Raw genomic sequence first — 24,463 nt, forward strand, 5'->3', positions numbered from 1 at the left:
ATGGACGATCTGCAGCGCCTGGAAGGGTGGCTTTCTCCACTGCTGGCCAAACTCACCGACGCCGAGCGCCGCGGCCTGGCGCGCGAGGTGGCGCGCGACCTGCGCGCGGGCAACGTGGCCAGCATGCGCGCGCAGCAGACGCCGGACGGTACGCAGTGGGAACCCCGCAAGCCCAATGCCCTGCGCGAGGCACGCGGCGCAGTGCGCCGCAATGCGAAGAAGTCTGCGCCCATGTTCCAGAAGCTGCGGGCCGCCAAGCACCTCAAGGCGCAGGGCCTGACCGATGAAGCAGTGCTGCAGTTCGTGGGCCGGGCTGACCGCATCGCCCGCGTGCACCACTTCGGGCTAGAAGACCGCGTGAAGCCTGGCGGGCCGACATACCGCTACCCAGCGCGGCCCCTGCTGGGCATCACCGAAGCCCAGATGGCGCGGATTCAAGAGCTGGTGCTGTCGCACCTTTCCCGGTAGCGCCACCCTGCGACACAGCCGCATGTGCACGGCGCGCACACAGGCGCAATCGGGTGCGTTTTCGCGCGCACGCGGGCACCATCGATTGCATGGAACGGCCCGTTGCTCAATCTGAATCCCCCCTCGAAATCGGCCGCCGCATAGAAAACATCTTGCGCGCGGGAACAGTGGCCGAAGTGCGCCACGGCAAGCCCGCGCGCTGCCGCGTGCGCAGCGGCGACTTGCTCACCGACTGGCTACCCTGGACCAGCGGCAGCGCGGGCGGTGCATCGCGCCGCCAGTGGTGGCCGCCCACGGTCGGAGAGCAGTGCATGGTGATGGCGCCCGGCGGCGACCTGCTCAACGCCGTAGTGCTGCCTGGTGTCTACAGCGACAGGGCGCCGCAGGGCAGCGAGAACCCCAACGCCTACCGCCTCGACTGGAGCGAAACCGAAGGCATGGAGCACGACGCGGGCGCCGGAATGCTCACCATCACCTGCGAACAAGGCATCACCCTGCGCGTGGGCCAGGCCTTCATAGAGCTGCGCCGGGATCGCATCGTCCTGTCTGCCGGTGGCGGATCTCTGGTGATCGACGCTGAGGGCGCCACCGGCTCGCCCGACGTGCTGGCCGGCGGCATCAGCCTGCGCAACCACGTGCACGGCGGCGTCAAGCAAGGCGACGACGACACCAAAGGCCCCAAATGAACCGCTACACCGGCCACTCCATCACTGGCCTGGAGCACTTGCGCCAGTCCGTGGGCGACATCCTCACCACGCCCATCGGTTCCCGCGTCATGCGCCGGGACTACGGTTCCCTGGTGCCCGAGCTGATCGACCATCCCGACACGCAGACCACGCAGATACGCCTGTTTTCTGCCATCGCAAGCGCCCTGATGCGCTGGGAGCCGCGCATGCGACTGTCGCGCATCCTCGTGGCGCGCGAGGCCGACAAACCGGGCCGCCTGCAGCTGACGCTGGAAGGCACCCACCTGAACGAATACCGCCGCCAGCAGCCGCTGTCCCTGCAGCTCACTGTGACCGGACGCCGTGGCGGTGCTGCATGACAATTCCCGACCTGAACAAGCTGCCGGCGCCCACCGTGGTGGAACCGCTGGACTTTGAAACCATCTACGAAGCCCACCGCGACGAACTGCTGGTGCGCTACCCGGCCGCGGCTGAAGTCATCGCGCTGGAGTCCGAGCCGCTCGCCAAGCTGCTGCAGGCCCATGCCTACCGCGAGCTGCTGTACCGCCAGCGCGTGAACGACGCGGCCCGCGCCTACCTGCTCGCCTTCGCCACGGGCGCCGACCTCGACCACAAGGGAGCCTTCTACGGTGTGCCCCGCCTGCCGGGCGAAACGGATGCACGCTACCGGGTGCGCATCCAGCTGCGCATTCGTGCACTCGCTGGCAACGGCACCCGGGAGCATTACGAACTCGCGGCCATGACTGCATCGCAGAACGTGCGCGATGCCATCGCTACGCAGCCCTGGCCAGGTTCCGTGCGCGTCCAACTGTGGCTGCACGACACCAGCACGGCCGATGCCACACGGGCCGCCGTGCTCGCCGCGCTGAACGCCGACGACGCCCGCCCGCTGGGTGTGCCCGTGTCCGTGTCGCTCGCCCGGCCTCGGGCTATCAACATCACCGCAGGCCTGGTGCGCGAGGCCGGCGCCCCCACGACACTGCTGGCGCAGCTGCAGGCCGCCCTGCCCGCCGCCCTGGCCAGCTACGCGCGCCTGGGCCGCGCCGTGTCGCGCAGCTGGGTGACCACGCGCCTGCACGTGGAAGGCGTCGTGGCCGTGCGCTACCCGGACCAGACCGCACCGGCCGATATCACCCCCATGGCGGACGATGAGTACCCCGTGCTGGGCGCCCTACTGCTGATGGATGAGGGCATGCAGTGACCACCACCGCCCCCCCGTCGCGCCGGCACCTGCTACCCCCGCAGGCCACGCCGCTGGAACGCGCCATTGACCAAAGCGCCCCCCAGTGGGACGCCCTGGCCGCCGCGATCGGGTTGCCCAGCACAGGCACACCCGATGTATTCATGCCCTGGCTCGCAGCCGAATACGGCCTCGCAGAGTTCGCACCTTACTTCGACACCGTGCCCGAGCTGCTGACCGAAGGCCTGCCTTGGCTGTTCGTGCGTGGGTCAGCGGCCAGCCTTCGGCGCGCATTGGGCTGGCTGGGTTACCACAGCGTGGTCATAGACGAACAGGGCGCCTGGTTACACCTCGACCTGGGCCGCCCGCTGCAAAACCACGAACTGGCGGCCATCGTGCACGTGGTGCGCGCGAGCCTCCCCGCTCACGTCAACTTTTACCGGGTGTTCCACGGCTACGACGCACGCCCCATCGTGCTGGACCGCGGCCCGGCCCTGGATGCCGGAATGCTCGACGGCTACAGCGGCGTGCTGGGCGACCATGGCGTGGTGGAGTCCTTCGGCATTCGCCGCGGCCGAACCCTGCCGCCTGCACCTGTAGGCCAGCCCCGCACCGCCACCACCCAGGTGCGTGTCTCCGTGTCGCGGTACGACGACATGCCCGTGCTGGACGCCTGGCGCCTCGACTCGCGCGTGCTGTCGGCTTTGTCCGGCGGCGCCATGGAGCTGACCCAGTACACCACCACCGCGCCCCCGCTGGGCGGTGGCGTGCGGGTGCGCTCGCAATCTAGCGCCAAGTCCACCGCATGGACGGCCCCGGCCCCTGTGGTGATGGTCACTGAGCACACCGCGCAAGCCACCCCGACACCCGTACACCCACCACGCCACTGGCGCGGCCCCTGGGGCGGCCCGTGGCGCGACCACTTCCAACTCATCTCCACCGAGGAAACATAAATGGCAGTCCTGCAAGAAAGCGGCCGCGAATTCCTGGCCCGTGCGCTCGCTGCGCAACCCCTGTACCTGGCCTGGGGCCGGGGCCTACCCGCCTGGGATGCGGAGATTCCGCCCGAGCCCACCACCGCCACCACCCTGGTGGACGAGATCGGCCGGAGCCTCATCACCGCCGTGCAGTACGTTGTGCCCCACGCCGATGGGGAGATCGAGCTGCCTGACGGCACGCGCTACACCGCCAGCGCCCAGCCATCCAAGTGGGTGCACGCCCGCTGGACCTTTGACTACGCCGACGCCGCGGGCGAGACCGTGCGCGAGCTGGGCGTGTTCATCGGCGGCACGGTGCAGGCAGGCCTGCCCGCGGGCCAGCGTTACTTCACCGCCGCCCAGGTGCTGACGCCCGGCGAGCTGTACACGCTGGAGCGCTTCGAGGCCTTCACGCGCAGCGCCAGCACCCGCCAGGTGCAGGAATTCGTTTTGCCCTTCTGATCGCGCCCCATGAACACGACCATTCACAAACGCTTCGACCCCGCCAAGAACTTCGACGCCATCGAGTACCGCCAGGACAAGGTGCTGCAGTCCGCCGAGCTGAACGACATGCAGGACATGGCCGCCCACCGCCTGCGCGGCGTTGCCGACGCGCTGTTTCGGGACGGCGACGTGGTGCGCGATGCCCGCATCATCGTGAACGCCGAGACAGGGGCCGTTCAGGCCGAGTCCGGCGCCATCTACCTGCAGGGCGCCGTGCGCGGCGTGCCCCCCGGCATCTTCACCGTGCCCGTGCTGGGCGTGGTCAATGCGGGCATCTACCTGCAGACCACCACCGTCACGGAGCTGGAAGACCCTTCCCTGTTGAACCCGGCAGGCGGCACGCCCGCCTACCAGCAGCCGGGCGCCGCACGCCGCAAGGTGCAGCCCGTCTGGGGTTTCGCGGGCGACGGCCAGGCGGGGGAGTTTTTCCCCGTCTGGGTGATCGAGGACGGCTACGCGCGCGCCAAGGAAGCGCCGCCCAATCTGGATGCGGTGACGCGTGCCATCGCCAAATACGACGAAGACAGCGCCGGTGGGGAATACATCGTGAGCGGCCTGCGCGTGGCGATGGCGTCCGACCTACCCAGCGGCGAGCAGGTCTACACCGTGGAGCAAGGCCGCGCCCGTGTTGGCGGCTTTCCTTTCCAGCTGATGACCGACAGGCGTATCGTGTCCGCCGCTGTCGCCGACCTGCTGCACATCGACAGCGAGCCGCACCTGTCAACCACCGCGGGCGCGCAGCGCATCGACCTGGGCCGGGCGCCCTGCCTGGGCGTGCCGCAGGTGCGCATCACGGCGCGCCGCACTGTGAACATCGTGCACGGCGGCTTTGCCGGTGCGGGCGACCCGCTGCCCGACCCCAGCGTGATCCTGATCGAGGAAGTCAAACAAGGCGGCACCCTGTACCACTCGCCCAACGACTTCCTGCTGACCGCGGGTCAGATGGACTGGAGCCCGGCGGGCAATGAGCCTGCGCCTGGCAGCAACTATTCGGTGACCTACCTCTATCTGGCGGTGGTGGCCCCCACCGCGCCCGATGCCCGCGGCTTCACCGTATCCGGCGCCATACCCGGGACCATGGTGCTGGTGACGTATGACCAGCAGCTGCCGCGCATTGACCGGCTGTGCCTGACGCGCGAAGGCACGTTCGCCTGGGTGCGGGGTGTCTCCAGCGCCTGGGCGCCCACCGCCCCGGTGGTGCCCGACGACATGCTGGGCTTGGCGAGCGTGTACCAAACCTGGGACAGCAACCGCCGGGTGATGGCGGACGGCGTGAAGATGGTCCCCATGCACCAGCTGGTGGGAGAACGCGCCCGGCTGGATGCCGTGGTGATGGACCTGGCCGAGCTGCGCCTGGCCACCAGCGCCCAGGGCATCGACTCCGGCATCAAGAAAGGCTTGTTCGCCGACCCGTTCCTGTCGGACAACCAGCGCGACGCGGGCCTGGCCCAGTCCGCCGCGGTGGTGCGCGGCGCGCTGCAGCTACCCCTGACGCCCACGGTGCACCAGCTGGGCGCCGCGGTGACCGGACGCATGGCCCCGGCCCACGGCTACCGCGTGGTGCTGTCGCAGCCGCTGCGCACCGGGTCCATGAAGGTGAACCCCTATCAGGCGTTCGACCCCCTGCCCGCGTCCGTCACGCTGGTGCCCAACGTGGACCGCTGGACGGTGGTGGAATCGGCGTGGGCTTCGCCCACCACCGAGCGGCTGAACATCGGCAGCGGTGTGGAAACGATCCTGGCCAACTGGACGAACTCCACGCGCGTGCTGTCCGAAGCCTCGACGCCCATCGAATTCCTGCGGCCGGTGGACGTGAACTTTGTCATTGGCGGCTGGGGGCCGAATGAGCCGCTGTCCGCCGTCACCTTCGACGGCATTCCCGTGGCGGCCTCGCCTGTGAACGGCGGCACCCTGGTGGCGACACCCGCGGGCGTGCTGTCGGGCAAGTTCACGATTCCCCCGGATGTGACCGCCGGCACCAAGGTGGTGACCTTCACCGGCACGCTGGGCTCCAAGGGCCAGCAGACGTTTGTTGGCCAGGGCACCACGGTGCTGCGCACGAACCAGAACGTGCGCACGGAAACCTGGGTGAGCGGCAACGGTTCGGGCTGGGGGTCGGGCGGCAGCTCTGGTGCCACCAGCGGCCCGATTTTTGGCCCGCCCGCCAACGGCCAGGCCGCCCAGAACCAAAGCCAGTGCGTGGCCGCGCTGTCGCTGATCGGCATGTACGACCCGCTGGCGCAGACCTTCATGCTGGACGAGGCCTGCATGTGCGCGGGCGTGGATCTGCGGTTTGAAGCCAAGGACACCCCGGTGTTCGTGCAGGTGCGCGAAGTCGCCAACGGCGTGCCCACGGCCGTGGTGGTGACCGACCAGCGCGTGGCGCCCGCAGATATCGTGATCGGTGGGCCCACCCGCGTGACCTGGGTGCCCGTGCAACTGCAGGCCCAGCGTGAATACGCGCTGGTGGTGGGCTGCGACGATGGGACCACAGCGGTAGCCATTGCCGAGCTGGGCAAGCAGGACGCCACGGCGGGCTACGTGACCAGCCAGCCCTATCAGGTCGGCGTGCTGCTTTCCAGCTCCAACGCATCGACGTGGACGCCCCACCAAGACCGCGACCTGACGTTCAGCCTGCTGGCGGCCCAGTTCACCGAGACAGAGCGAGTGATCGACCTGGGCACGGCGGACCTGGTGGACGCGACGGACCTGATGATTCTGGGCGCGGCCGAGCGCCCGAGCGCCGCGGCGAACCTGACGTTTGAGGTGGAGTTTCCGCCGTCGATGGACAGCGCAGTGGCGCGCCTGTCGGATGGGCAGATCGTCTGGCTGGCCGCGCCGTTCACCGGCCAGCTCAAGGTGCGCGCGCGCATCACCGGGGACGCTCACGCGGCGGCCATTCTGCAGCCTGGTGTGCAGCTGATCGCCGCGAAGATCGAGCCTACAGCCGACTACATCACCCGCACCGTGACCGCGTCCGGCAACTCGCGGGTGGTGGTGGTGTACGAGGGCGACATTCCCGGCGGCTCTGCAGTGCAGGTGCATGTGCAATCGACCGCAGCGGGCGCGCCCTGGGTATTGGTGCCCTACCTGTCCGCCAGCACAAACACCGCTGGCGTGCGTGAGATTACCCACCAGCTGGCGGACTTCGCGGCCGCCACGGGGTGCCGTGTTCGCCTCACGCTCACGGGCAGCACCACGGCCCGGCCGCGCGTGCACAACCTGCGCGTGGTCGTGCTGTAAGGGGACGCCATGCCGACCACCCAACAAGGCCAGCCCATCGACCAGCGCACCGACGCGCTGGGCCTGCCGCTGCCCCACATCGACAACTGGCACGAAGACGACGTGCCACGCCTGCGCGCCGCCTTCACCCTGATCGACACCGCCCTGCAGCTGATGGGCCTGGACATGGACAGCCGCGACGACGCCATGGCCGCGCGCCTGGCGCTGCTGGAGTGGGCGGACGCCCGCCCTTCCGCAGTCACCTACGGCTACGGCGTCGGTGGCCGCATCGAGAGCGCCACGCAGACCGTGGCGGGCGTCTCGCGCACCACCACCTACGGCTATGACGGCCAGGACCGGCTGGCGACTGCGGCCTACCCCGTGGCCGGTGGCGCCACGCGCACCGAGACGTACCACTACCACCACGACACCGGCGACCTGACCGGCATGACTGCAGAGGAAACCCCATGAACCTGGGCATCAACATTTACAACGAAGTGCGGCGCGTGGGCGCTGCGCTGCTGGCCGCCGTGGGCGCTGTCAGCGGCAAGGTGGACGGCGTGAGCGCCGGGGTGAACGCCGTGGCGCAGGACGTGGGCGGCGTTGGGGCCGCGGTGGGTGCCCTGGGCGCGCACATCGACACCATTCAAGGCCGCGTGGGCGTGCCCGTGCGCCAGCGGCTGATCTGGACCGGCGCCGACCGTGCGCTGCCGGGCCAGTTGGTGCGGCAGATGAACGCCTACCGGCCGCGGCCGCAGACCAGCCCGCTGGGGATCGCGCTGGAGTCTGTGACGCACAACGGGAGCGTTTACCTTGGGTTCGGCGGCGGCACGACGTGGTACACGTCGCCGGACCTGGTGACCTTCACGGCGCGGGTGTTTAGCAGCGGGGCGGTGAACATCCGTGGCCTGGCCGTGGGCGCCAACCTGTTCGGCGTCAGCTCTTTCAGCGGATCTCAAGCACTGAACCGAAGCACGGACAACGGCGCCAGTTGGGCGTCCGTGGGCGCAGTGAACATCACGCAGGCGGTTCTGTGCACGGCCGGGGGCGTGGGCTATCTGCTGACGCCTGGCAACTCCACGGCGTTCATTCACTTCACCGCCGCGGGGGTGATGACGAACAAGAATTTTCCGGCGGCGGCCACGTGGGGCGGCGTCGTGCACAACGGTGCGGCCTGGCTCGCTTTCAGCGCGGACGGCGTGGCGGCATACAGCAGCAACGGGGCGGACTTCACCATGAGCGCCAGCTATGCGGCCGAGCGGGTAAAGCTGCCCGCCAACCCGACCGCCATCTACGCGCTGGGCTCCCGCTTCATCGCCGTGGCCCTGTCCGGCACGACCTTCTCCACCATCTATTCCGACGACAACGGGGTGACCTGGCAGCAAGGCGCCGCTTACGGGCAGCTCTTCGAAGGCCGGTTCTTCGGCAGCGTGAACCCGGATGCGGTGGTCCTCGACGGCCACCTGTACATCAGCGCCAAGGCAGGCGGCGTGGGCTTCCTGATGAGCACGGCCAACGGGGTGACCTGGCGCACCCATGCCGACATCAACGTGGCGGACAGCGCGCCCGGGCTGTATCGGCGGGTGGGTGCCAACACGTTCTTTCTGAACACGGCCGTGAATACCGGGCCGCCGCTGGAAATCAACCTGTTGGCAAAGGAGCTGTTCTATGAACTATGAGTTCGACCTGTGGGGGTGGTACGTGGGCCAGGCGAGCGCTGCAGGCCCGCGCACCACTACCACGCCACCGGCCAGCATGTCGGTGGCAAACACTGCCGGTGCGCCCCGCGCGAACTGGACAGGTGTGGCGTGGGTGCTGCTCCCCTATGCGGAGCCACCGCAGGAGGGCACACCACCCAAGAGTTCCGCCCGCATGTCGGTGCTGGCGTTCCGCCGCCGGTTCACCCGCACCGAAAAGGCAGCCATCGAGTGGGCAGCGGTGGACCGCGCGGACCTGCCCGTGACGCTTCGCCAGCAGGCCGCCGCGCTGCGCGCCACGCTCGCGGACCAAGCCGCCGCGACCTTCATTGACCTGTCCGACCCGGACACGGTGGAAGGTGTGCAGCGACTGGCCGCCATGGCCATCATCACGCCCGCGCGCGCAGTCGAAATCATCACAGCGACCATTCAACCGGAAGAACTTCCATGAATGCAGTGCAATGAGGCAGCGCTCCCAGCAGACCCCTGGCGCAGCTCGCTCTATGATCCGCATCTTTCCATTCATCCAACAGAATCGAGGTTAGGTTATGTCTGTCGCTCAACGTTTTAACACTCAGTCTTTCAGATTCATTCAACGTATTGCCCGGCCCGCCAACTAGGCACCGCAGCTACCCCAGCGGATGGCCGGGCCAAGGACCATCCATGACGACAAACACAACCTACACACACGCATCCGCATTCACGTCAGACTACCTGTCCGTTTGCAAGAGTTCACGCGAACGGGAGCAGTCGGAATCGCTCGCTGCATCCAACAACTGGGCCCACGTAGACAAGGCGCAGGTGCATGCAGATTGGGACGTTCTCTACAAAGAGTTGATCCCACTGATTGCGTCAGGTGCACTGGCTGATTCCGCCGAAGTCCAAGCTTTGGTGGCCAGGCACCACGCCATCATTTCGCGGTTCTATGAACCGAGCCGCGAAGGCTATATCGGTCTGGGACTCTTCTACCAAGAAGACCCGTCAATGCGGGAGTTTCACGACAGCTACCACCCGCGGTTGGCCGAATATTTGAAGGATGCAATTTGCGTGTTCGCGTTGGCAAGGTTGTAACCCCAGCTGAAATGCCAGGGGGAACCACCCTGTAGGGCGCACCCCCTGGTGCGCCGTGTAAATGAAGCCCGCCCGGCATATGCCCGGCGGGCTTTTTCATGTGCACGCGGTGCACACATGCCGTTGTGGTGGCCTTGCGCGAGGGAAGGAAAGACGATCTGCACATCCCCTTTTTCCTTCCCCAACTGGAGAACCCATGGCCACCATCGCCAACTTTCACCACGGCGTGCGCGTCAAAGAAATCAATGACGGCGTGAACCCTATCCGCATCGTGTCCACGGCCGTGATTGGCCTGGTGGCCACCGCCTCGGACGCCGACCCGGCCACCTTCCCGCTCGATACCCCGGTGCTCGTTACCAAGATCGACAACATCATCGGCAAGGCCGGCACGCTGGGCACGCTGACGGCCTCGCTCAACGCCATCAAGGAACAGGCCCGCCCTGTGTTGGTCATCGTGCGCGTTGCGGACGGCGTGGGCGCGGATGCCGACGAGAAGGCCACAGACCAAGCAGCCAAGGTCATCGGCACCACCACAGCCGCCGGCAAAAAGACCGGCTTGCAGGCGCTGCTGTCGGCGCAGGCCGAGCTGGGCGTGAAGCCGCGCATCCTGGGCGCCCCGGGCCTGGACGGCCAGGCGGTTACCGATGGCCTGGTGGCTGTGGCGCAGAAGCTGCGCGCCATGGTGTACGCCGGCGCGCAGGGCGACACCCTGAGTGAAGCACTGGCCTACCGCGACCACTTCGGCGCCCGCGAGCTGATGCTGTTGTGGCCCAACTGGAAAGCCCTCAAGACCGGCGAAGGCGTGGTGGAAGTGCCCGCCGCTGCCTACGCGATGGGCCTGCGCGCCCGCATCGACACCGAGCAGGGTTGGCACAAGTCCCTGTCGAATGTGCCCGTGAATGGCGTGCTGGGCCTGTCGAAAGATGTGTTCTGGGATCTGCAAAGCGCTGACACCGACGCGGGCCTGCTCAACGATGGCGGCATCACCACGCTGATTCAGTCCACCGGGCACCGCTTCTGGGGCAATCGCACCACCGAGAAGAACGGTCTGTTCTTCTTCGAGACGGCCACGCGCACCGCGCAAATCCTGGCCGACACCATGGCAGAGGGCCACATGTGGGCGGTGGACAAACCGCTGCACCCCTCGCTGGTGAAAGACATCCTCGAAGGCATCAACGCCAAGTTCCGCGAGTTGAAGGCGCAGGGCTACATCCTCGACGGCAAGGCCTGGTACGACGAAGACATAAACGAAACCGCCACGCTCAAGACCGGGAAGCTGACCATCGACTACGACTTCACGCCCGTGCCACCGCTGGAAGACCTCTCTTTCCGCCAGCGCATCACCGATCGCTACTTCGCCGACTTCGCCCTGCGCGTTGGCACCGGCCAATAACCCGGCCCACCCCCACATCAACCGGAGAAACAAACATGGGCCTACCCAGCAAACTCAAGAATTTTGTGCTGTTCAACGATGGCACCTCGCACGCTGGCGAAGTGCCAGAGGTCAACCTGCCCAAGCTCACGCGCAAGATGGAGGATTACCGCAGCGGCGGCATGAACGCCCCGGTGAAGCTCGACTACGGCATGGAAGCCATGGAGATGGAATGGACCGCCGCCGGCTACATGAAAGAGCTGTTCACCCAGTGGGGCACGCTGCGCCATGACGGCGTGCTGCTGCGCTTTGCGGGCGCGCTGCAGGCCGACGACAGCGAAGGCGTGGACAGCCTGGAAGTAGTGGTGCGCGGCCGCCATTCCGAGATCGACCCCGGCGCAGCCAAGGCCGGCGAAGGCACGGCCATCAAGATCAAAAGCGCCATCAGCTACTACAAGCTGACCATGAACGGCGAAACCCTGATCGAGATTGACGCCGTGAACATGGTGGAGATGGTGGGCGGCGTGGACCGTCTGGCCGAAGTCCGCCAGGCGCTGGGCCTCTGACACACGGCCATTGACCACGCGGCCCCACGCGGGCCGCGTCTCCCCTCCCCTCCCCCGCCCCATTCCCGAGACCGAACCATGACGACACAAGCCCAACCTGCAGACGCCAACAACACCGCCACCGAAGTGGCCGACAAGGCCGACCCCAACACCGTGATGCTGGACACACCCGTGCGCCGCGGCGACCAGATCATCAACGCCGTAACGCTGCGCAAGCCCAAGGCCGGCGAGCTGCGCGGCATCGCCCTTACCGAGCTGCTGCAGCTCAAGGTAGAAGCCATTCAGGCCGTGGTGCCCCGCATCAGCTCGCCCATGCTGCACAAGCAGGACATGGCCAACATGGACCCGGCCGACTTGGTGACGCTGGGGGGCGTGGTGATCGGTTTTTTGCTCACGAAGGAACAGAAAACGGACTTCCTGACCGCGTAGAGAACGCCATGGCCGACCTGGCCATGGTCTTTCACTGGACGCCGGCCGACATGGCCGATTTCACCCTGCAAGAGCTGATGGAGTGGCGCGAGCGAGCCCGCGCCCGCCATGAGCCACAGGACTGACGCACACCCCCACCGCCGCGCAGCGGCCCTGCCATGAAACAACCCCAACACCACCGACAGCACCACCAAGGGGGCCACCATGGCTGACCAACTGCGCCTGCGCGTCGTGCTTGACCTGGCAGAGCGCGTGCTCACGCCCATGAAGCGCATCAGCGGCGCCAGCGGCGAAACCGCCCGCGCCCTCAAAGCCGCCCGCGACCGCCTCAAGGAACTGAACGACCAACAGGCCGCCTTGAGCAACGTACAAAAGCAGGCGGCCGAGCTGGCCCGGCTGAACAATGCGCTCAAGTTGAAACAGGCTCTGCTCGACGGCATGCGGGCCAGCGGCACGGCCACAGCCGCGCAGCTCAAGCGCGAGGAGAGCGGGGTGCGCAAGATCGCCGAAGCCCTGGAGCTGCAGAAGTCGGCCGCGGTGAAGGCCCGCGCGGCACTCAACGCCATGGGGGTGACAGGCAACCTCGCCGCCGCGCAGGCCAGGCTGAAAACCGATATCGACGGCACCACGGCCGCCATGTCCAAGCAGCGCGCCGAACTGGCGCGCCTGTCGGCACAGCAGCGCAAAATTCAGGAACTGCGAGACAAGCATGCAAAGGCTGTCCTGCACACCGGGATGGCTGCAGGTGCGAGCGCGGCGATGGTGGCCGGCGGCAACAAGATCGCGGCGCCCTTGCGCTCCGTGGTGGATGCTTTCATCCCTGCCGAGAACGCAGAAACCCAGCTCGGCGCGTCGATGATGACGAAAACGGGCGCGGTGGCGCCCGAGTTCAAACAGGTGCTCGACCTGGCCACGCGACTGGGCGACAAGCTGCCGGGCACCACCGCAGACTTTATCGAGATGATGACCATGCTGCGCCGACAGGGCATGACATCACAGGCCATCCTGGGCGGCCTGGGCGAGTCGGCTGCATACCTGGGCATCCAGCTGCGCATGCCAGTCACCAGTGCGGCCGAGTTCGCCGCCAAGATGCAGGACGCCACGCAGACGGCCGAAAAGGACATGATGGGTTTGATGGACGTGATCCAGCGGGCCTACTACCTGGGCGTGGACCCTACCAACATGCTCCAGGGCTTCACCAAAATCAGCGCGGTGATGCCCATCCTCGGGAAGAAGGGCCTTGAAGCGAGCAGCATGCTCGCGCCCCTGCTGGTGATGATGGATCAAACCGGCATGGCCGGCGAAGCTGCAGGCAACGCTATCCGCAAGGTGGTGCAGCTGTCCCTGGACCGCGAGAAAGTGGGCAAGGCAAACAAGTTGCTCGCCGGCCAGGGCGTCAAGCTGAATTTCTCCACCGCTGGCGGCAAGTTCGCTGGCATGGACAACCTGTTCGACCAGCTGCAAAAGCTCAAGGCCGTGGACAACGATGAGTTGCGAATCGCGGCCCTGAAAAAGCTGTTCGGCGACGACGCGGAAACCCATCAGGTGCTCAACACCTTGATGGAAAAAGGCATTGACGGCTACCGCGAGGTGGTTGACAAGATGCAGGCGCAGGCCGATCTGCGCATGCGGGTGGATGCGTCGCTGAAGACCGTAAGCGCCGCGGCCGAAGCCGCGCAGGGCAGCTTTACCAACATGCTCAAGGACATGGGCGCCACCATTGCCCCCGACCTTGTGAAGATCCTCAACGCCCTGGGCAACATGGCCAGCAGCATCGGTGCCTGGACGCGCGAAAACCAAGCCCTGGTGAAATGGACCCTTCGCGTCGTGGGCGGGCTCGCACTCGTCGTCACCGTCCTGGGTACGCTGGGCCTTGCGATAGCGTCCGTGCTGGGGCCGATGTTGATTGTTCGGCTTGTGATGTCGCGCATGGGCCTGGGCCTCGCAGGTCTGCGGCTGGGGTCTACCATCGCCAGCGCCGCCATGGGCGGGCTTTCACGCGTGGCCGCGCTCGCAGCCAGAGCGCTGACCCTGCTGCAGGCCGGCGCCGTGTGGCTGCTCGCAGGGCTGCGCGCGCTGGCGGTGTTCCTTGTAGCAAACCCTATCGTGGCCGCCCTCGCGCTGATGGCCACGGCCGCCTACATGGTGTGGCGCAACTGGGACGGCATCAAGGGCGGGCTCCTGGCCATCTGGCAGCAGCTGTCGGCCGCCGTGTCTGCCTGGTGGGCCAGCACCTCGGCCGGCGCCGCTGCACTGTGGCAAGACCTGGTAGCGCTGAAAGATCGGTTTTTCTCCGCAGGTGCTGACCTGATGTCCGGCCTTGTGAACGGCATCAGCAGCCGCCTGGCGGCCGTGCGCGAGGTGGTGGTGGGCGCAGCCGATGCCGTGGGCGCCTGGTTCCGTGAAAAGCTGGGCATTGCCTCACCGTCCAAGGTGTTCATGCAGTACGGCGGTTGGATCAGCGAGGGCGCCGCACTGGGCATTGCCGGCGGCCAGGGCGCGGTGCGCTCTGCAGCGTTAGCCATGGCCACAGCAGCAACCGCCACCATGCCGCTGGCGGCCGATGCTGCCGCGCTGCGCATCGACACCCGAGCACCGCTGTCTGCAGCTGGCCCCACGGCGCCCGCTGGCGGCGGTGGGGGCAACGTGTACACCATCACCATCAACCCGGGGCCAGGCGCAGACGTGCAAGCCATCGCGCGGGCTGTGGCGGCAGAGCTGGACCGCCGGGAGCGTGCGGGCCGCTCGCGCGTGCTGTCGTCCCTGCACGATATCGACGGATAGGAGCGACACCCCATGCACATGATGGCCCTCGGGCAATTCCTATTCAGCCTGCCTACGCTGTCGTTTGACGACTTCAAGCGGCAGACCAGCTGGCGCCACCCCACAAACTCGCGCGTGGGCGCGCGGCCTGCATCCCAGTCGCTGGGGCCGGGCGACGACACTATCAGCCTGTCGGGCCTGCTGGTGCCCGAGTTCTCCGGCAAGCGCATGTACCTCGACCAGCTGCGCGACATGGGCGACAGCGGCAATGCCTTTGCGCTGGTGTCCGGCGCGGGGGAGCCCTTCGGCGCCTACGTGATCGAGAACGTGAACGAAACCGGCACGCTCCACACCGGCCAGGGTGTGCCGCGCCGCGTGGAGTTTGACCTGCAGCTCAAGCGCGTTGACGACATCAAGGCCGAGCCCGGCGGCGGTGTGGACCCCGGCCCCATTGATGACTACTGGGAGTGGTGGCTGTGAACGAACACTTGCAGACCGCGCAGCTGTACGACGCGCCGGCCTACGCGCTCACCGTGGACGGCCGCGACATCACCGCCAACGTGCGGGCGCGCTTGATGTCGCTCACCCTCACCGAATCCCGCGGGGATGAGGCCGACCAGCTTGACATCGAGCTGGACGACACAGACGGTCAGATGAACCTGCCGCCCAAGGGTGCAGAGATTGCCTTGCAGCTGGGCTGGCGCGACTTCCGGCTGGTGGACAAAGGGCTGTTCGAGGTGGACGAAATCGAGCACTCGGGCGCGCCCGACCGCATCAGCATCCGCGCCAGGTCGGCCGAGATGCGCCGGCAGCTGCGCACCCGCAACGAACGCAGCTGGCACGACACCACGCTGGGCGCCATCGTGGGCGACATTGCGCGGCGCAACAACCTCGCACCCCGCGTAGACGCGGCGCTAGCCGATATCAAGGTGGCGCACATCGACCAGACGAACGAAAGCGACCTGCACTTTTTGACCCGCCTGGCCAAGAAGCACGACGCCGTGGCCACAGTCAAAAAAGGCCGCCTGGTGTTCCTGCCCATCAATGGCACCCGCAGCAGCTCGGGCGAAGAACTGGAAGCCATCACGCTGACCCGTGCGGCCGGCGACAACCACCGTTACCACACGGCCGACCGCCACAGCTACAGCGGCGTGCGCGCGTACTGGCACGACAAAGACCGCGCCGAAAAACGCTCCGTGCTGGTGGGCACCGAAGACAACGAAAAGCGCTTGAAGGACACCTACGGGAGCGAGGCCGACGCGATGGCCGCCGCCCGTGCCGAGCAAGGCCGCGTGGAGCGCGGCAAAGCCACGATGGAGCTAACCCTAGCCATGGGCCAGCCCGGCCTGATGCCGCAGACGCCCGTGACGCTGAGCGGGTTTAAACCCCAGATCGACGCCACACAATGGCTGGTAGTGAAACTCACACACACGCTGGGCGATGGCGGAATGACTACCCGGATAGAACTGGAAACACAGCGTTCCAGGTAACAGTCTTCTTAGAAATCAAACGCGCCCCCCGAACAGTGCGGGCAACCAGATCGCTATCAATAACAGAGCAACAATCGCAACGTACATAACTGTTGCAGTCTTAGTTGCAAAAGTGTTGTGAGCGGCGGGCTCACCTTTTTGCGCTTGGGAATGCGTATGTTCCATCGCCCGCTCCCATGTCAGTTCGAGGCAGGTGCTACAGGCGCCGGTACCGCTCCTGCCGGCGCGCCCATAGTTTCACGGCCGGGTGCGGTGGGCGTGTCTCCACGTTGTGGGGTTGCCTGCTGCGCAGGACTACCGCCCTGCGAAGTGCTACCAGGAGCCGGTGTGTTCGAACTTGCTCCGGGCGAATCTAACCGTCCCTTAGGCGCCATCATGTTGAAGCCAATCACCGCGATAAGAGCGATCACCGCTCCCGCAATCGCGATATAGAAAGCATTTCGGTTTTGAGCTGGGCTTGTGCTCTTGTTGACCTGGCGTGCAGGATCGTTTTGCTGGGGACGGTTTGATGTGACCATTTGAGACCTTCTTTGTAAGCCTCAAACCGTAAATATCATCTATCTCAAAATTTGTAAGACAGTACGCTTCTAGGAATAGAGACAAACACCGTCAGTATGAATTTTTTTACCCAATGCTTTTCAGAACATTGCAGCGTTAACCAAAAGTGACCGAGAACGGAGCGAGTCTGTTCATCAAGCCTTAGCCGCAAACCTGGCAGTGGACGGAGACGCGCTGGCCTTTTCCGCGCCCGCTGTCACAACCTTCCATGGTCGCGCGTCTTAGACATGCCGGCCAAGCCAAACGCCGGTCATCAAATCCTCTAGACACACGAAAGGAAATCCACATATGCAGCGCGCAAATTGGTTCGCAGTATCCCCCGATGGTGCAAAGGCAGTGAGCGGCCTTCACCACTTCGTCACTACAGACACGAGCCTGCCGAGCCTACTCATCCATCTCGTCTTCCTTCGAGTCTCGCAGCTCAACGGCTGCGCGCACTGTATCGACATCCATACGCGTGATCTCATCAAGGAAGGCATGTCGGTGGAAAAAATTGTGTTGGTGCCCGTTTGGCACGAAGCTGCCTACCTATTCAACGAGCAAGAGCGCGCTGCTCTGGCTTGGTCCGAGGAAGTGACCCGCGTCAGCGAGACGCACGCGTCGGACGAGGCCTATGCAGCCGCTGCGGCGGTATTCGGTGAAAAAGACCTAGTGGACTTGACGCTGACCATCGCCGCAATGAACGCCATCAACCGTATGGGGATCAGCTTCCGATTGAAGCCACGGGCCAAGGCCTAATCTATACATTCAACCACGGTAAGGTGTTCTTGCATCTCCCGGCGCGCTGCGCCGGCATCGTTCACCAGCTGCGTCAGTTGGCAGAATTCATTTATTCCGCCAACTGACACAAGGTCAATATGACTTCGCCGAACGCTTAGTTTGTTGTCACGAAAGTGGCAACCGTTTCGTGCGCACCCATTGCGGATTACCGTTGGTGAGAGTGCAAGTCATGTGGGTCTGATCGGCCATGTTGGCCACGGCGCCGGGCGAATAGGACTTGCCCTCGTAGTAGCAGGACGGCCGGCCTTGCATAGCGCCAACGATGCTGATAAGGCTTATCGAGCAGAAAAAAAAACCAAAAAATAGACGCTGTTTCGGGGTGCGTTGACGTACTTGTCTATGTTCACCACCGAATCGCCATGTATCACCGAGTCCCCGGCCACCACTTGGCCAGCGTCCCTGCGCACCCACACCTTGCCGCTCACATCCGGTCCCTTGCACTTGTTCTGCTTGTGGGCCGAATCTAACAGTTAGTTGCATTTGACCGATTGCGTGGGCGCATCGCGCCTACTTGCGCTTGCCGCCCATGGTGAATGTTACGGGGGCGGTGATGGTCTGATCGCCAACGATGTGCTGGCCGATATCACCCCCCACCAGTAGCGTGCTTCCCCCGGAAGTCACTGCTGGTCCTGCAACTTCCTGCAGGTAACCGCGCAGCGCAGGGCTCCCGCTACGCCACCGCGTCAGCAGTGCTGACTCTGCCTCTGACAACGTGCCTTCTGACGCTGTCCCGCGCTTCCCAATGATGACGTACAGGACGTCAAGGCCGGCAGCAGCTACAGCTTGCAGGTAGTCGGAGTCCGGCTTGCGCGTTCCACTTTCGTACAGCGACTGGGCGTTTTTCTGCACGCCACCTATCGCCGCGAGGTCGGTCTGCGTAAGGCCTACCCGCTTGCGTTCTTCTCTAAGGCGCTCGTGAAATTCACTCATAAAAATGAACTCGCTTGACAATTCCATCAAACGAGTGAAAAATGCGTTCTACGTTGTAACCAATCCAAATAGTACATGACCACCTCGCAGCAATTGCACTTCCAGGCCCGTGGCAGCGCTGTTTCCGAGCGCATCGTGCATGACAAACCCATCCCCCTGCGCCTCACGCAGAGCGAACGCGACGAGGCGTTCCAGTTGGCCGGCGAGGAGAGCCGCAGCGCCAGCAACCTTGCACTGCACATCTACCGCCTGGGCCTCGTGGAGCACAAGCGCCGCCGCGCTGTCATGACTGCCCACGCCTGAAAGCGCGCGCAGTGCCCCTCATTCAGATCATCCAGAAATCGCGCCGCATTGGCCTGTCGGCCATGCGCGCAGCCACCGCCCCAACGGCGGCAGCAAACCAGCGGCGTAGCGACGATGTCTTCAATGCCATTCTGCTGGCGTTCCTGCCTGCGGATGCGAAGCCCGGTGCCGCTTCTGAGAACTACTTCACACCCGCTGCAGAAATCGAGGGCGACACCCTATGAAGATGATGTGCCCGCACTGCAAACAGAGCGCATACACGCGCCACAGCGGCCAGCTGACCAACACCAGCCGCGAGACGATCTTCTATTGCCGCAACTACGAATGCGGCCACGTGTTCAGCGCCGTAACGGAAATCAACCGCACGATTTCCCCCAGCGCCACGCCCGACCCCACAGTCGTTTTGCCGCTGTCGTCGCACATCAAACGCGCGTTGCTGCAGCAGCAGCTGCAGGCCATGCCGGCCGTTGACTACAAGCCGCGCCACGCCGGTTTCATGACCGGCGATCTGTTCGAGGCGATGCCCGCCGCCGGGTAGCGCCCCCGCCCCCTTCCCCCTCCCTCCCGCCTGACGGTGCCCCTTTTGGGGCCTCGCGGGGATTCGTTCGCCTTGAGTTTTTGGAGTGCCCATGAAAACCACCAGAAAGACCGCAGCCAGTGCCCCGGTGCTGAGCCTGCACCAGCGCATACAGGTCTGCGAGCTTGAGCGCCACAAAGGCCGGCTGGCCGCCATCAAGCGGATAGAAGCACGCCTTGCCCTGCTGGATGCGTTCATGCCCGCCATCGAGGCGGCGAACATCTTCCTGGACCTGCCTTCGCTGACCGACTGGAGCGGCAGATCCCTGTGGCTCAGCACAGGGGTGCTCAACCATCCAGCGTCCGCGCAGCTGGTGAACGTGCTGGTGGCCGCAGGCATGGCCGTGGTCGAGCGAAAGGACCACCCCGGCGGCGATGCCACGGTTCACCTCAAGAAGGGGCGGCTTCTGCTCACTGTGTTGGTAGACCGCCGCGCGGTGAACCTGCTGGAGGTGTCCCCATGCGCTTGATCGCCTTTCGCATCACGCTGCTGGCCATCGCGCTGATGGCCCTGGCGGTAGCCCTCAGTTCCCCGCCCCTGGAATGGATCGCTGGCGCGTTGATGGTCATCAGCATTGCGGCCATCTTGGCAGCACTCACGGGGATGGAGCCATGAACGCTCCGGCCTATTACCGCGTGACGCACATCGACGCGCAGCGCTGCCGCCGCCGCATGCGCGTGCAGGCCGTCAACCGCGCTCGCGCCGTGGCCTGGGTGGTGCAGCTGTATGGCGATGGCTGGTATGTGGCCGCTGTGTGCGAGGGCAAGGGCCGCTGAGCATGTCGGACACATCGCAATTTCATCCACTGCCATCGGCCGAAGCGCTGAGCCACTACACACGTCTGTTCGGCGTGGGCAATGGCTCGCTGCGCGACGAGTTCGTGAAGGCGGCCAGCAAAAAACAGTGGTCGGATGCCGAGTCGCGAGAGTGGGCACGCCTGGCAGAAACGCACCGCATGGCGTTGATGCTGCTGGCCGGTGTGGACGGTGACCTGGGCGTGTTGGCGCAGCGCCATTGGCGCGAGCTGCCAGAGCCCGAGCGCGTGGCCCTGAAGGCTGAGGCACGTTTTGCGCGTCGCCAGTTCTCGCAGCTGCATGCACTGACGGGGCGTTGGTGATGGCCCAGCGCAAAGAGCATCAAAACTGGGGCACCGTAGAGCGTTGGCAAGCCAACACCCTAACCGCCCAGCTCACGGCCGCCCTGCCCGACCAGTGGGCCGAGGGCGTGGCTGAATTGAGGGCGCCCCAGCCTGATACCCCCGCCTGGCAGCGCAATAGTGCGTGGCTGGAGCGCCTGCAGGTTTTCAAGGCTGAGCACGGTAACGCACTGCACTGGAGCATGAGCGATTCGGACGTGTGCGAGCGCGCCACCGCTGTGGCCGCAGGCGTTACGCGGTTGATGGACCTGTGGCCCGAGCCGCTGACCGAGTCCGAGCAGCTGATCCTCGTGCGCACCTCCTGCAAGCTGCTGGACGTGGACCCGCCCGACGCCGACACCCCCAAGGGAGTGATTGGCAAGGGCCAAGACGCAGCGTTTTGGCGCAAGCGCCTGCGCCAGAAGGTGGCCCGGGTGCGCGAGCTGGGCGCCATCAAGCTGGGCGTGGTGAACCACCAGAATGGCGGCTACTGCAGCAATGCAGCGGTGGAGAACCGCCAGCAGCAGCTGGCCCGCGCTGCGGCCATGATGGACAACACGCTGGTACGCAATGAGGCCGGCCAGGTGTACCGGCTGGGCGAGCTGGCAAAGCTGGGTGTGTCCGACCGTGATGTACGCCGCGGCGAGCTGATGGTGCGCATTCGCGGATGCGAGGAATATGCCGATGCAGCGGGCCACGTGGGCCTGTTCTTCACGCAGACCCTGCCCAGCCGGTTTCACGCCATGCTGGCGCCGCCCAAGGGCTCGCGCCTGCCATCGCGCAAAAACCCGAAATATGACGGCTCCAGCCCACGCGAGGGGCAGGCCTGGTTGTGCAAGCGCTGGGCCGAGGCGCGCACGGCGCTGGACAAGGCCGGCATACGGTTCTACGGCTTCAGGGTGGCAGAGCCGCACCACGATGGGTGCCCACATTGGCATTCGCTGTTCTGGTTTCAGTCGAGGGAACAAGCGCGCCTGGCCTCCGTCATCATCCGCCAGCACTGGTTGAAGCCCGAGGCCGACGAGTTCCCCGGGGTGACGTGCAAGAAGACCCGCGCGCACCTGCAGACACGCCAGCCAGGCGCCCGTAAAAACCGGGTCAACGTGAAGTGGCTCGATGCCGGCGGCGCTGCCGCGTACATCGCCAAGTACGTGGCCAAGAACGTAGGCGGGTCGTACCAGATCAATCACCTTGACGGCCAGGGCGAGGGCCACGCGCAGGGCCAGCTTTTCGACGTGAACTCGGGCGACGTGCCGGGCTATGTGCGGGTCGACGCCTGGGCCGCGACCTGGGGCATTCGGCAGTTCCAGCCCATCGGGCAGCCCAGCGTGGTGGCCTGGCGCGAGATGCGCCGGGTTACGCACGATCAAGTCGAGCAAGCCCGCATCGAGGGCGACACCATCGCCTGGCGCATCTATGGCGCCGTGCACAAGGTGGGGTCCATCAAGGCCGACTGGCGCCGCTTCATGGAGTTGATGGGCGGCCCCTGCCGCAAGCGCGGCGAGTGGGCCATGTCGGTGGCGCACCGCGAAACCGAGACGAAGAACCGCTACGGCGAAACCGTCGACAAGAAGGTGGCCGTGGGCTTGCAGCTGCAGTCCGGCCGATGGTTGATTTCGCGCCGCCAGGCATGGAACAGGGTCGCCGTTGGCACCCCGGACCCGGCTGCTCGCGCCGCGCAGGCGGCGCCTTGGACTTGTTTCAATAACTGTAGAGCGCGCCTGACCGGCGAACTCCGCAGAGCGTTTTTAGGCCGGGGCCGTCACGAAATCGAGGACTGGACCCCGCAGCCCGAACCCCAGCAGCGCCAACCCAGCCCGCTGCTCCCCCTTCCCCCGAGTTTTTTCAACCCTGAACCACTGCAGGAGGTATGACCGTGCCCGCAAAACTGACCATGCCCACGCTGGGCGGCCTCACGAATCCCAAATTTCGCTACGTCGACAGGGATCACACCAACATCGCCGAGACGTTCAAGCGCGCCCGCCGTGCCCTGGCCAAGGCACAGCAAGAGGCGCAGTCCGCACAGCAGACGCTGGAGCTTGAGCCAGAGGGCGCCACCGTTGTGACGCTACCCCAGCGTGCCGGCCGCCGCAGTGCATGACGCCCGAGGAACAAGCGCTATGGACTCCCGCAATCTGCCTGCACTGCACCCACGGGCACCCACTCGCCCAACAGTTGCTGTGCCACTGCCCGGCGCTGGTGGCCGCGCACGGGGTGCAACCGGTGGGGGTGATGCGCTGCCGGGCCGACGCGTGCGCCCAAGCGCAGCACCGGTCCATACCGCTGCATTCGGTGCACTGACTGGCAACGGCGAGCCCGCAGGGATGAACCTGCAGACCCTGGCCCAGCTGGTGCCACCGCTGCGCGGCTGCGCGCTGTGCGCACACGGCCTGGACCGTGACGGCGTGCGCCATTGCTACGCGCCGGCCGTGCGCCAGGTCTTCGGCGTGCAGCCGGTGGCCATTGCCCGCAGCCGAGTAGAAGCGTGCGGCCCTGGCGCTGCGCACATGCATATGCCGGCCTGGGGCGCCACGGCATGACAGCGCCCACCGCCGACGCGATGCGCGCCGCTCTGCAGTCCATTTCACGCCTGCCGGCCTGCCGCGAATGGCCCGCCGACTACGACGCCGTCATGGCCGACCCGGTGCGCATGCGTCTGGTGCGGCTGCAGGCCACGTTCCTGACGCGCGTTGCTGCCGAGAAGGCGGCCGCCCGCTCGCCGCCGCAGGCCTCGCAGCTGAACAAGCGCCCTCCCTGTTTTGACCACAAGCGCGCCGCCGCTGGCGACCGCGACGACTGATTTACATACCCCAAGGAAACCTATGAAACAACCTCTGATTGTTGCCCTCACCGGCAAGCCAGCGAGCGGCAAAAAAACCATCGCATCAATGCTGGCCCCTGGCCAGGGCTTCGCGGCCGTGTCGTTCGCCGACGCCGTGCGCCGCGACGCTGCGCAGGCCTGGCGCCTGGACGTGCGCTTGCTCTCTGACCCTGGCTTGCAGCACGTCCCCTTGAATTCGCTGGCCGCCGGCATGTGCAGCGACCCCGCGTTCATGTTGTGGCTGACCGATGGCGGCGAGCAGCTGCCGCCGCCGCGCTCGCCCGCATGGGTCACCCAGCGCTGGTCCGAGTTCCGCTGCCGGTTCATCCCTGATTTCTACTGCCGCCAGATTGAACGCCAGATCGGGCGGCTGGTAGGTTGTGGGTGGTCCCGCATCGTCGTGCACGACCTGGCCACAACAATGCAGGAAACCATGCTGCGCCGCCTGGGCGCCAAGGTGGTGCGCGTGCACCGCATCGACATGGCCGCCGCGCCAGCGCAGCCCGCAGACGGCGCGCACGGACTCACGATCAAGTCGCACGCGGACATTGAGAACACTGGCTCGCTGGAAGGGCTGGCCACTGCAGTTATGGACTGCATCAACTTTCTTGAAGTGCTGGTGCTGGCTCCCTACCAGCGACTGGTGGCGGAGGCTGAGTGATGCAAGCCGTTCAAAAAGTCGTGCCACTGCTGCGGTTGCCAAGCGTGCTGCAGGCTACGGGTGTGGGCCGAACCACCCTCTACGAACGCATAAAAGATGGAACGTTCACGCCACCCATCAAGTTGGGTGCGCGCGCTTCAGCCTGGCCAGCTAACGAGGTACAGGCATGCAATGACGCCATTATTCGAGGTAGCGGCACAGACGAAATTAAGGTGCTTGTGGCACAGCTGGTTCAATCTCGAACTTTGAAATAAACAGTGCAGTTTTCCTTAT

General features: G+C 65.7%; 33 protein-coding genes. 32 read left to right on the forward strand and 1 reads right to left on the reverse strand.

Annotation, left to right across the window (positions count from 1 at the left end; genetic code table 11):
• The 19 genes from ACSQ3N_RS16040 (at window position 1) to ACSQ3N_RS16130 (ending at window position 17,721) form a co-directional block, all read left to right on the forward strand.
• Window positions 1–468: a phage virion morphogenesis protein gene (locus ACSQ3N_RS16040; protein ID WP_436146784.1), complete on the forward strand. Its 468-nt coding sequence runs from the start codon at window positions 1–3 to the stop codon at window positions 466–468.
• Window positions 469–557: 89 nt separating this feature from the next.
• Entirely contained in the window at window positions 558–1,154 is a 597-nt protein-coding gene (locus tag ACSQ3N_RS16045) for a phage baseplate assembly protein V (RefSeq protein WP_436146785.1), read from the forward strand.
• Entirely contained in the window at window positions 1,151–1,513 is a 363-nt protein-coding gene (locus ACSQ3N_RS16050; protein ID WP_056171880.1) for a GPW/gp25 family protein, read from the forward strand. Before ACSQ3N_RS16045 ends, ACSQ3N_RS16050 begins: the two co-directional genes overlap by 4 nt.
• Window positions 1,510–2,355, forward strand: a complete 846-nt coding sequence (locus ACSQ3N_RS16055; RefSeq protein ID WP_436146786.1) for a baseplate assembly protein — start codon at window positions 1,510–1,512, stop codon at window positions 2,353–2,355. Before ACSQ3N_RS16050 ends, ACSQ3N_RS16055 begins: the two co-directional genes overlap by 4 nt.
• A complete protein-coding gene (locus ACSQ3N_RS16060; protein ID WP_436146787.1) occupies window positions 2,352–3,287 on the forward strand; it encodes a phage tail protein in 936 nt (311 codons plus the stop codon). Before ACSQ3N_RS16055 ends, ACSQ3N_RS16060 begins: the two co-directional genes overlap by 4 nt.
• The gene (locus ACSQ3N_RS16065; RefSeq protein ID WP_436146788.1) at window positions 3,288–3,773 is read left to right on the forward strand and encodes a hypothetical protein; all 486 of its coding nucleotides are present in this window, start codon (window positions 3,288–3,290) and stop codon (window positions 3,771–3,773) included.
• 9 nt (window positions 3,774–3,782) lie between these two features.
• Window positions 3,783–7,058, forward strand: coding sequence for a DUF4815 domain-containing protein (locus ACSQ3N_RS16070; RefSeq protein WP_436146789.1), 3,276 nt, complete (start codon window positions 3,783–3,785; stop codon window positions 7,056–7,058).
• 9 nt (window positions 7,059–7,067) lie between these two features.
• Window positions 7,068–7,508, forward strand: a complete 441-nt coding sequence (locus ACSQ3N_RS16075; protein ID WP_436146790.1) for a hypothetical protein — start codon at window positions 7,068–7,070, stop codon at window positions 7,506–7,508.
• Window positions 7,505–8,716, forward strand: coding sequence for a sialidase family protein (locus tag ACSQ3N_RS16080; protein WP_436146791.1), 1,212 nt, complete (start codon window positions 7,505–7,507; stop codon window positions 8,714–8,716). Before ACSQ3N_RS16075 ends, ACSQ3N_RS16080 begins: the two co-directional genes overlap by 4 nt.
• The gene (locus ACSQ3N_RS16085) at window positions 8,706–9,185 is read left to right on the forward strand and encodes a hypothetical protein (RefSeq protein ID WP_436146792.1); all 480 of its coding nucleotides are present in this window, start codon (window positions 8,706–8,708) and stop codon (window positions 9,183–9,185) included. Before ACSQ3N_RS16080 ends, ACSQ3N_RS16085 begins: the two co-directional genes overlap by 11 nt.
• 212 nt (window positions 9,186–9,397) lie before the next feature.
• Window positions 9,398–9,805, forward strand: a complete 408-nt coding sequence (locus tag ACSQ3N_RS16090; protein WP_436146793.1) for a TipAS antibiotic-recognition domain-containing protein — start codon at window positions 9,398–9,400, stop codon at window positions 9,803–9,805.
• A gap of 196 nt (window positions 9,806–10,001) precedes the next feature.
• Window positions 10,002–11,198 carry a phage tail sheath protein gene (locus ACSQ3N_RS16095; RefSeq protein ID WP_436146794.1) on the forward strand — a complete coding sequence of 399 codons (1,197 nt, stop codon included), beginning with the start codon at window positions 10,002–10,004 and terminating at the stop codon, window positions 11,196–11,198.
• A 35-nt stretch (window positions 11,199–11,233) separates the two neighbouring features.
• On the forward strand, window positions 11,234–11,743 hold the full coding sequence (locus ACSQ3N_RS16100; protein ID WP_056413673.1) for a phage major tail tube protein: 510 nt from the start codon (window positions 11,234–11,236) through the stop codon (window positions 11,741–11,743).
• Between the two features lie 78 nt (window positions 11,744–11,821).
• A complete protein-coding gene (locus tag ACSQ3N_RS16105) occupies window positions 11,822–12,172 on the forward strand; it encodes a phage tail assembly protein (protein WP_436146795.1) in 351 nt (116 codons plus the stop codon).
• Between the two features lie 8 nt (window positions 12,173–12,180).
• Window positions 12,181–12,297: a GpE family phage tail protein gene (locus tag ACSQ3N_RS16110; protein ID WP_082493144.1), complete on the forward strand. Its 117-nt coding sequence runs from the start codon at window positions 12,181–12,183 to the stop codon at window positions 12,295–12,297.
• 79 nt (window positions 12,298–12,376) lie between these two features.
• Window positions 12,377–14,956, forward strand: coding sequence for a phage tail tape measure protein (locus ACSQ3N_RS16115; protein WP_436146796.1), 2,580 nt, complete (start codon window positions 12,377–12,379; stop codon window positions 14,954–14,956).
• A gap of 12 nt (window positions 14,957–14,968) precedes the next feature.
• On the forward strand, window positions 14,969–15,415 hold the full coding sequence (locus ACSQ3N_RS16120) for a phage tail protein (protein WP_436146797.1): 447 nt from the start codon (window positions 14,969–14,971) through the stop codon (window positions 15,413–15,415).
• Entirely contained in the window at window positions 15,412–16,425 is a 1,014-nt protein-coding gene (locus ACSQ3N_RS16125) for a phage late control D family protein (protein ID WP_436146798.1), read from the forward strand. The genes ACSQ3N_RS16120 and ACSQ3N_RS16125 overlap by 4 nt, the downstream gene beginning before the upstream one ends.
• 846 nt (window positions 16,426–17,271) lie before the next feature.
• The gene (locus ACSQ3N_RS16130) at window positions 17,272–17,721 is read left to right on the forward strand and encodes a carboxymuconolactone decarboxylase family protein (RefSeq protein ID WP_436146799.1); all 450 of its coding nucleotides are present in this window, start codon (window positions 17,272–17,274) and stop codon (window positions 17,719–17,721) included.
• A gap of 549 nt (window positions 17,722–18,270) precedes the next feature.
• Here ACSQ3N_RS16130 and ACSQ3N_RS16135 read toward each other — a convergent pair.
• The gene (locus ACSQ3N_RS16135; protein ID WP_436146800.1) at window positions 18,271–18,693 is read right to left on the reverse strand and encodes a helix-turn-helix domain-containing protein; all 423 of its coding nucleotides are present in this window, start codon (window positions 18,691–18,693) and stop codon (window positions 18,271–18,273) included.
• Window positions 18,694–18,768: 75 nt separating this feature from the next.
• On the opposite strand from ACSQ3N_RS16135, the gene ACSQ3N_RS16140 reads away from it, so the two are divergent.
• From ACSQ3N_RS16140 to ACSQ3N_RS16200, 13 genes are all read left to right on the forward strand, one after another.
• Window positions 18,769–18,996 carry a hypothetical protein gene (locus ACSQ3N_RS16140; RefSeq protein ID WP_436146801.1) on the forward strand — a complete coding sequence of 76 codons (228 nt, stop codon included), beginning with the start codon at window positions 18,769–18,771 and terminating at the stop codon, window positions 18,994–18,996.
• 11 nt (window positions 18,997–19,007) lie between these two features.
• Window positions 19,008–19,220, forward strand: a complete 213-nt coding sequence (locus tag ACSQ3N_RS16145) for a hypothetical protein (protein WP_436146802.1) — start codon at window positions 19,008–19,010, stop codon at window positions 19,218–19,220.
• The gene (locus ACSQ3N_RS16150; RefSeq protein WP_436146803.1) at window positions 19,217–19,534 is read left to right on the forward strand and encodes an ogr/Delta-like zinc finger family protein; all 318 of its coding nucleotides are present in this window, start codon (window positions 19,217–19,219) and stop codon (window positions 19,532–19,534) included. Before ACSQ3N_RS16145 ends, ACSQ3N_RS16150 begins: the two co-directional genes overlap by 4 nt.
• A 91-nt stretch (window positions 19,535–19,625) precedes the next feature.
• A complete protein-coding gene (locus tag ACSQ3N_RS16155; RefSeq protein ID WP_436146804.1) occupies window positions 19,626–20,042 on the forward strand; it encodes a hypothetical protein in 417 nt (138 codons plus the stop codon).
• On the forward strand, window positions 20,033–20,188 hold the full coding sequence (locus tag ACSQ3N_RS16160; protein ID WP_436146805.1) for a hypothetical protein: 156 nt from the start codon (window positions 20,033–20,035) through the stop codon (window positions 20,186–20,188). Before ACSQ3N_RS16155 ends, ACSQ3N_RS16160 begins: the two co-directional genes overlap by 10 nt.
• Complete coding sequence (locus ACSQ3N_RS16165) at window positions 20,185–20,349, forward strand: hypothetical protein (RefSeq protein ID WP_436146806.1); 165 nt, start codon at window positions 20,185–20,187, stop codon at window positions 20,347–20,349. The genes ACSQ3N_RS16160 and ACSQ3N_RS16165 overlap by 4 nt, the downstream gene beginning before the upstream one ends.
• A gap of 2 nt (window positions 20,350–20,351) precedes the next feature.
• Window positions 20,352–20,690 carry a hypothetical protein gene (locus tag ACSQ3N_RS16170; protein WP_436146807.1) on the forward strand — a complete coding sequence of 113 codons (339 nt, stop codon included), beginning with the start codon at window positions 20,352–20,354 and terminating at the stop codon, window positions 20,688–20,690.
• Window positions 20,690–22,582: a replication endonuclease gene (locus ACSQ3N_RS16175; protein ID WP_436146808.1), complete on the forward strand. Its 1,893-nt coding sequence runs from the start codon at window positions 20,690–20,692 to the stop codon at window positions 22,580–22,582. The genes ACSQ3N_RS16170 and ACSQ3N_RS16175 overlap by 1 nt, the downstream gene beginning before the upstream one ends.
• 2 nt (window positions 22,583–22,584) lie before the next feature.
• Window positions 22,585–22,809: a hypothetical protein gene (locus ACSQ3N_RS16180; protein ID WP_436146809.1), complete on the forward strand. Its 225-nt coding sequence runs from the start codon at window positions 22,585–22,587 to the stop codon at window positions 22,807–22,809.
• A 223-nt stretch (window positions 22,810–23,032) separates the two neighbouring features.
• Complete coding sequence (locus ACSQ3N_RS16185) at window positions 23,033–23,248, forward strand: hypothetical protein (RefSeq protein ID WP_436146810.1); 216 nt, start codon at window positions 23,033–23,035, stop codon at window positions 23,246–23,248.
• A complete protein-coding gene (locus ACSQ3N_RS16190; RefSeq protein ID WP_436146811.1) occupies window positions 23,245–23,508 on the forward strand; it encodes a hypothetical protein in 264 nt (87 codons plus the stop codon). The genes ACSQ3N_RS16185 and ACSQ3N_RS16190 overlap by 4 nt, the downstream gene beginning before the upstream one ends.
• Window positions 23,509–23,530: 22 nt before the next feature.
• The gene (locus tag ACSQ3N_RS16195) at window positions 23,531–24,190 is read left to right on the forward strand and encodes a hypothetical protein (RefSeq protein WP_436146812.1); all 660 of its coding nucleotides are present in this window, start codon (window positions 23,531–23,533) and stop codon (window positions 24,188–24,190) included.
• Window positions 24,190–24,444 (forward strand): helix-turn-helix transcriptional regulator, encoded by a 255-nt coding sequence (locus ACSQ3N_RS16200; RefSeq protein ID WP_436146813.1) that lies wholly within the window; start codon window positions 24,190–24,192, stop codon window positions 24,442–24,444. Before ACSQ3N_RS16195 ends, ACSQ3N_RS16200 begins: the two co-directional genes overlap by 1 nt.
• The last annotated feature ends 19 nt before the right edge of the window (window positions 24,445–24,463 follow it).

Source organism: Acidovorax sp. LjRoot194 (assembly GCF_964253015.1).
Classification (GTDB): Bacteria; Pseudomonadota; Gammaproteobacteria; order Burkholderiales; family Burkholderiaceae_C; genus Acidovorax.

Bases quoted from the DNA above. Each gene is read 5' to 3' on its own strand.
- ACSQ3N_RS16040 (WP_436146784.1), top strand. From the start codon at position 1: ATGGACGATCTGCAGCGCCTGGAAGGGTGGCTTTCTCCACTGCTGGCC.
- ACSQ3N_RS16045 (WP_436146785.1), top strand. From the start codon at position 558: ATGGAACGGCCCGTTGCTCAATCTGAATCCCCCCTCGAAATCGGCCGC.
- ACSQ3N_RS16050 (WP_056171880.1), top strand. From the start codon at position 1,151: ATGAACCGCTACACCGGCCACTCCATCACTGGCCTGGAGCACTTGCGC.
- ACSQ3N_RS16055 (WP_436146786.1), top strand. From the start codon at position 1,510: ATGACAATTCCCGACCTGAACAAGCTGCCGGCGCCCACCGTGGTGGAA.
- ACSQ3N_RS16065 (WP_436146788.1), top strand. From the start codon at position 3,288: ATGGCAGTCCTGCAAGAAAGCGGCCGCGAATTCCTGGCCCGTGCGCTC.
- ACSQ3N_RS16070 (WP_436146789.1), top strand. From the start codon at position 3,783: ATGAACACGACCATTCACAAACGCTTCGACCCCGCCAAGAACTTCGAC.
- ACSQ3N_RS16075 (WP_436146790.1), top strand. From the start codon at position 7,068: ATGCCGACCACCCAACAAGGCCAGCCCATCGACCAGCGCACCGACGCG.
- ACSQ3N_RS16080 (WP_436146791.1), top strand. From the start codon at position 7,505: ATGAACCTGGGCATCAACATTTACAACGAAGTGCGGCGCGTGGGCGCT.
- ACSQ3N_RS16085 (WP_436146792.1), top strand. From the start codon at position 8,706: ATGAACTATGAGTTCGACCTGTGGGGGTGGTACGTGGGCCAGGCGAGC.
- ACSQ3N_RS16090 (WP_436146793.1), top strand. From the start codon at position 9,398: ATGACGACAAACACAACCTACACACACGCATCCGCATTCACGTCAGAC.
- ACSQ3N_RS16095 (WP_436146794.1), top strand. From the start codon at position 10,002: ATGGCCACCATCGCCAACTTTCACCACGGCGTGCGCGTCAAAGAAATC.
- ACSQ3N_RS16100 (WP_056413673.1), top strand. From the start codon at position 11,234: ATGGGCCTACCCAGCAAACTCAAGAATTTTGTGCTGTTCAACGATGGC.
- ACSQ3N_RS16105 (WP_436146795.1), top strand. From the start codon at position 11,822: ATGACGACACAAGCCCAACCTGCAGACGCCAACAACACCGCCACCGAA.
- ACSQ3N_RS16110 (WP_082493144.1), top strand. From the start codon at position 12,181: ATGGCCGACCTGGCCATGGTCTTTCACTGGACGCCGGCCGACATGGCC.
- ACSQ3N_RS16115 (WP_436146796.1), top strand. From the start codon at position 12,377: ATGGCTGACCAACTGCGCCTGCGCGTCGTGCTTGACCTGGCAGAGCGC.
- ACSQ3N_RS16120 (WP_436146797.1), top strand. From the start codon at position 14,969: ATGCACATGATGGCCCTCGGGCAATTCCTATTCAGCCTGCCTACGCTG.
- ACSQ3N_RS16130 (WP_436146799.1), top strand. From the start codon at position 17,272: ATGCAGCGCGCAAATTGGTTCGCAGTATCCCCCGATGGTGCAAAGGCA.
- ACSQ3N_RS16135 (WP_436146800.1), bottom strand. From the start codon at position 18,693: ATGAGTGAATTTCACGAGCGCCTTAGAGAAGAACGCAAGCGGGTAGGC.
- ACSQ3N_RS16140 (WP_436146801.1), top strand. From the start codon at position 18,769: ATGACCACCTCGCAGCAATTGCACTTCCAGGCCCGTGGCAGCGCTGTT.
- ACSQ3N_RS16150 (WP_436146803.1), top strand. From the start codon at position 19,217: ATGAAGATGATGTGCCCGCACTGCAAACAGAGCGCATACACGCGCCAC.
- ACSQ3N_RS16155 (WP_436146804.1), top strand. From the start codon at position 19,626: ATGAAAACCACCAGAAAGACCGCAGCCAGTGCCCCGGTGCTGAGCCTG.
- ACSQ3N_RS16160 (WP_436146805.1), top strand. From the start codon at position 20,033: ATGCGCTTGATCGCCTTTCGCATCACGCTGCTGGCCATCGCGCTGATG.
- ACSQ3N_RS16165 (WP_436146806.1), top strand. From the start codon at position 20,185: ATGAACGCTCCGGCCTATTACCGCGTGACGCACATCGACGCGCAGCGC.
- ACSQ3N_RS16170 (WP_436146807.1), top strand. From the start codon at position 20,352: ATGTCGGACACATCGCAATTTCATCCACTGCCATCGGCCGAAGCGCTG.
- ACSQ3N_RS16175 (WP_436146808.1), top strand. From the start codon at position 20,690: ATGGCCCAGCGCAAAGAGCATCAAAACTGGGGCACCGTAGAGCGTTGG.
- ACSQ3N_RS16185 (WP_436146810.1), top strand. From the start codon at position 23,033: ATGAACCTGCAGACCCTGGCCCAGCTGGTGCCACCGCTGCGCGGCTGC.
- ACSQ3N_RS16190 (WP_436146811.1), top strand. From the start codon at position 23,245: ATGACAGCGCCCACCGCCGACGCGATGCGCGCCGCTCTGCAGTCCATT.
- ACSQ3N_RS16195 (WP_436146812.1), top strand. From the start codon at position 23,531: ATGAAACAACCTCTGATTGTTGCCCTCACCGGCAAGCCAGCGAGCGGC.
- ACSQ3N_RS16200 (WP_436146813.1), top strand. From the start codon at position 24,190: ATGCAAGCCGTTCAAAAAGTCGTGCCACTGCTGCGGTTGCCAAGCGTG.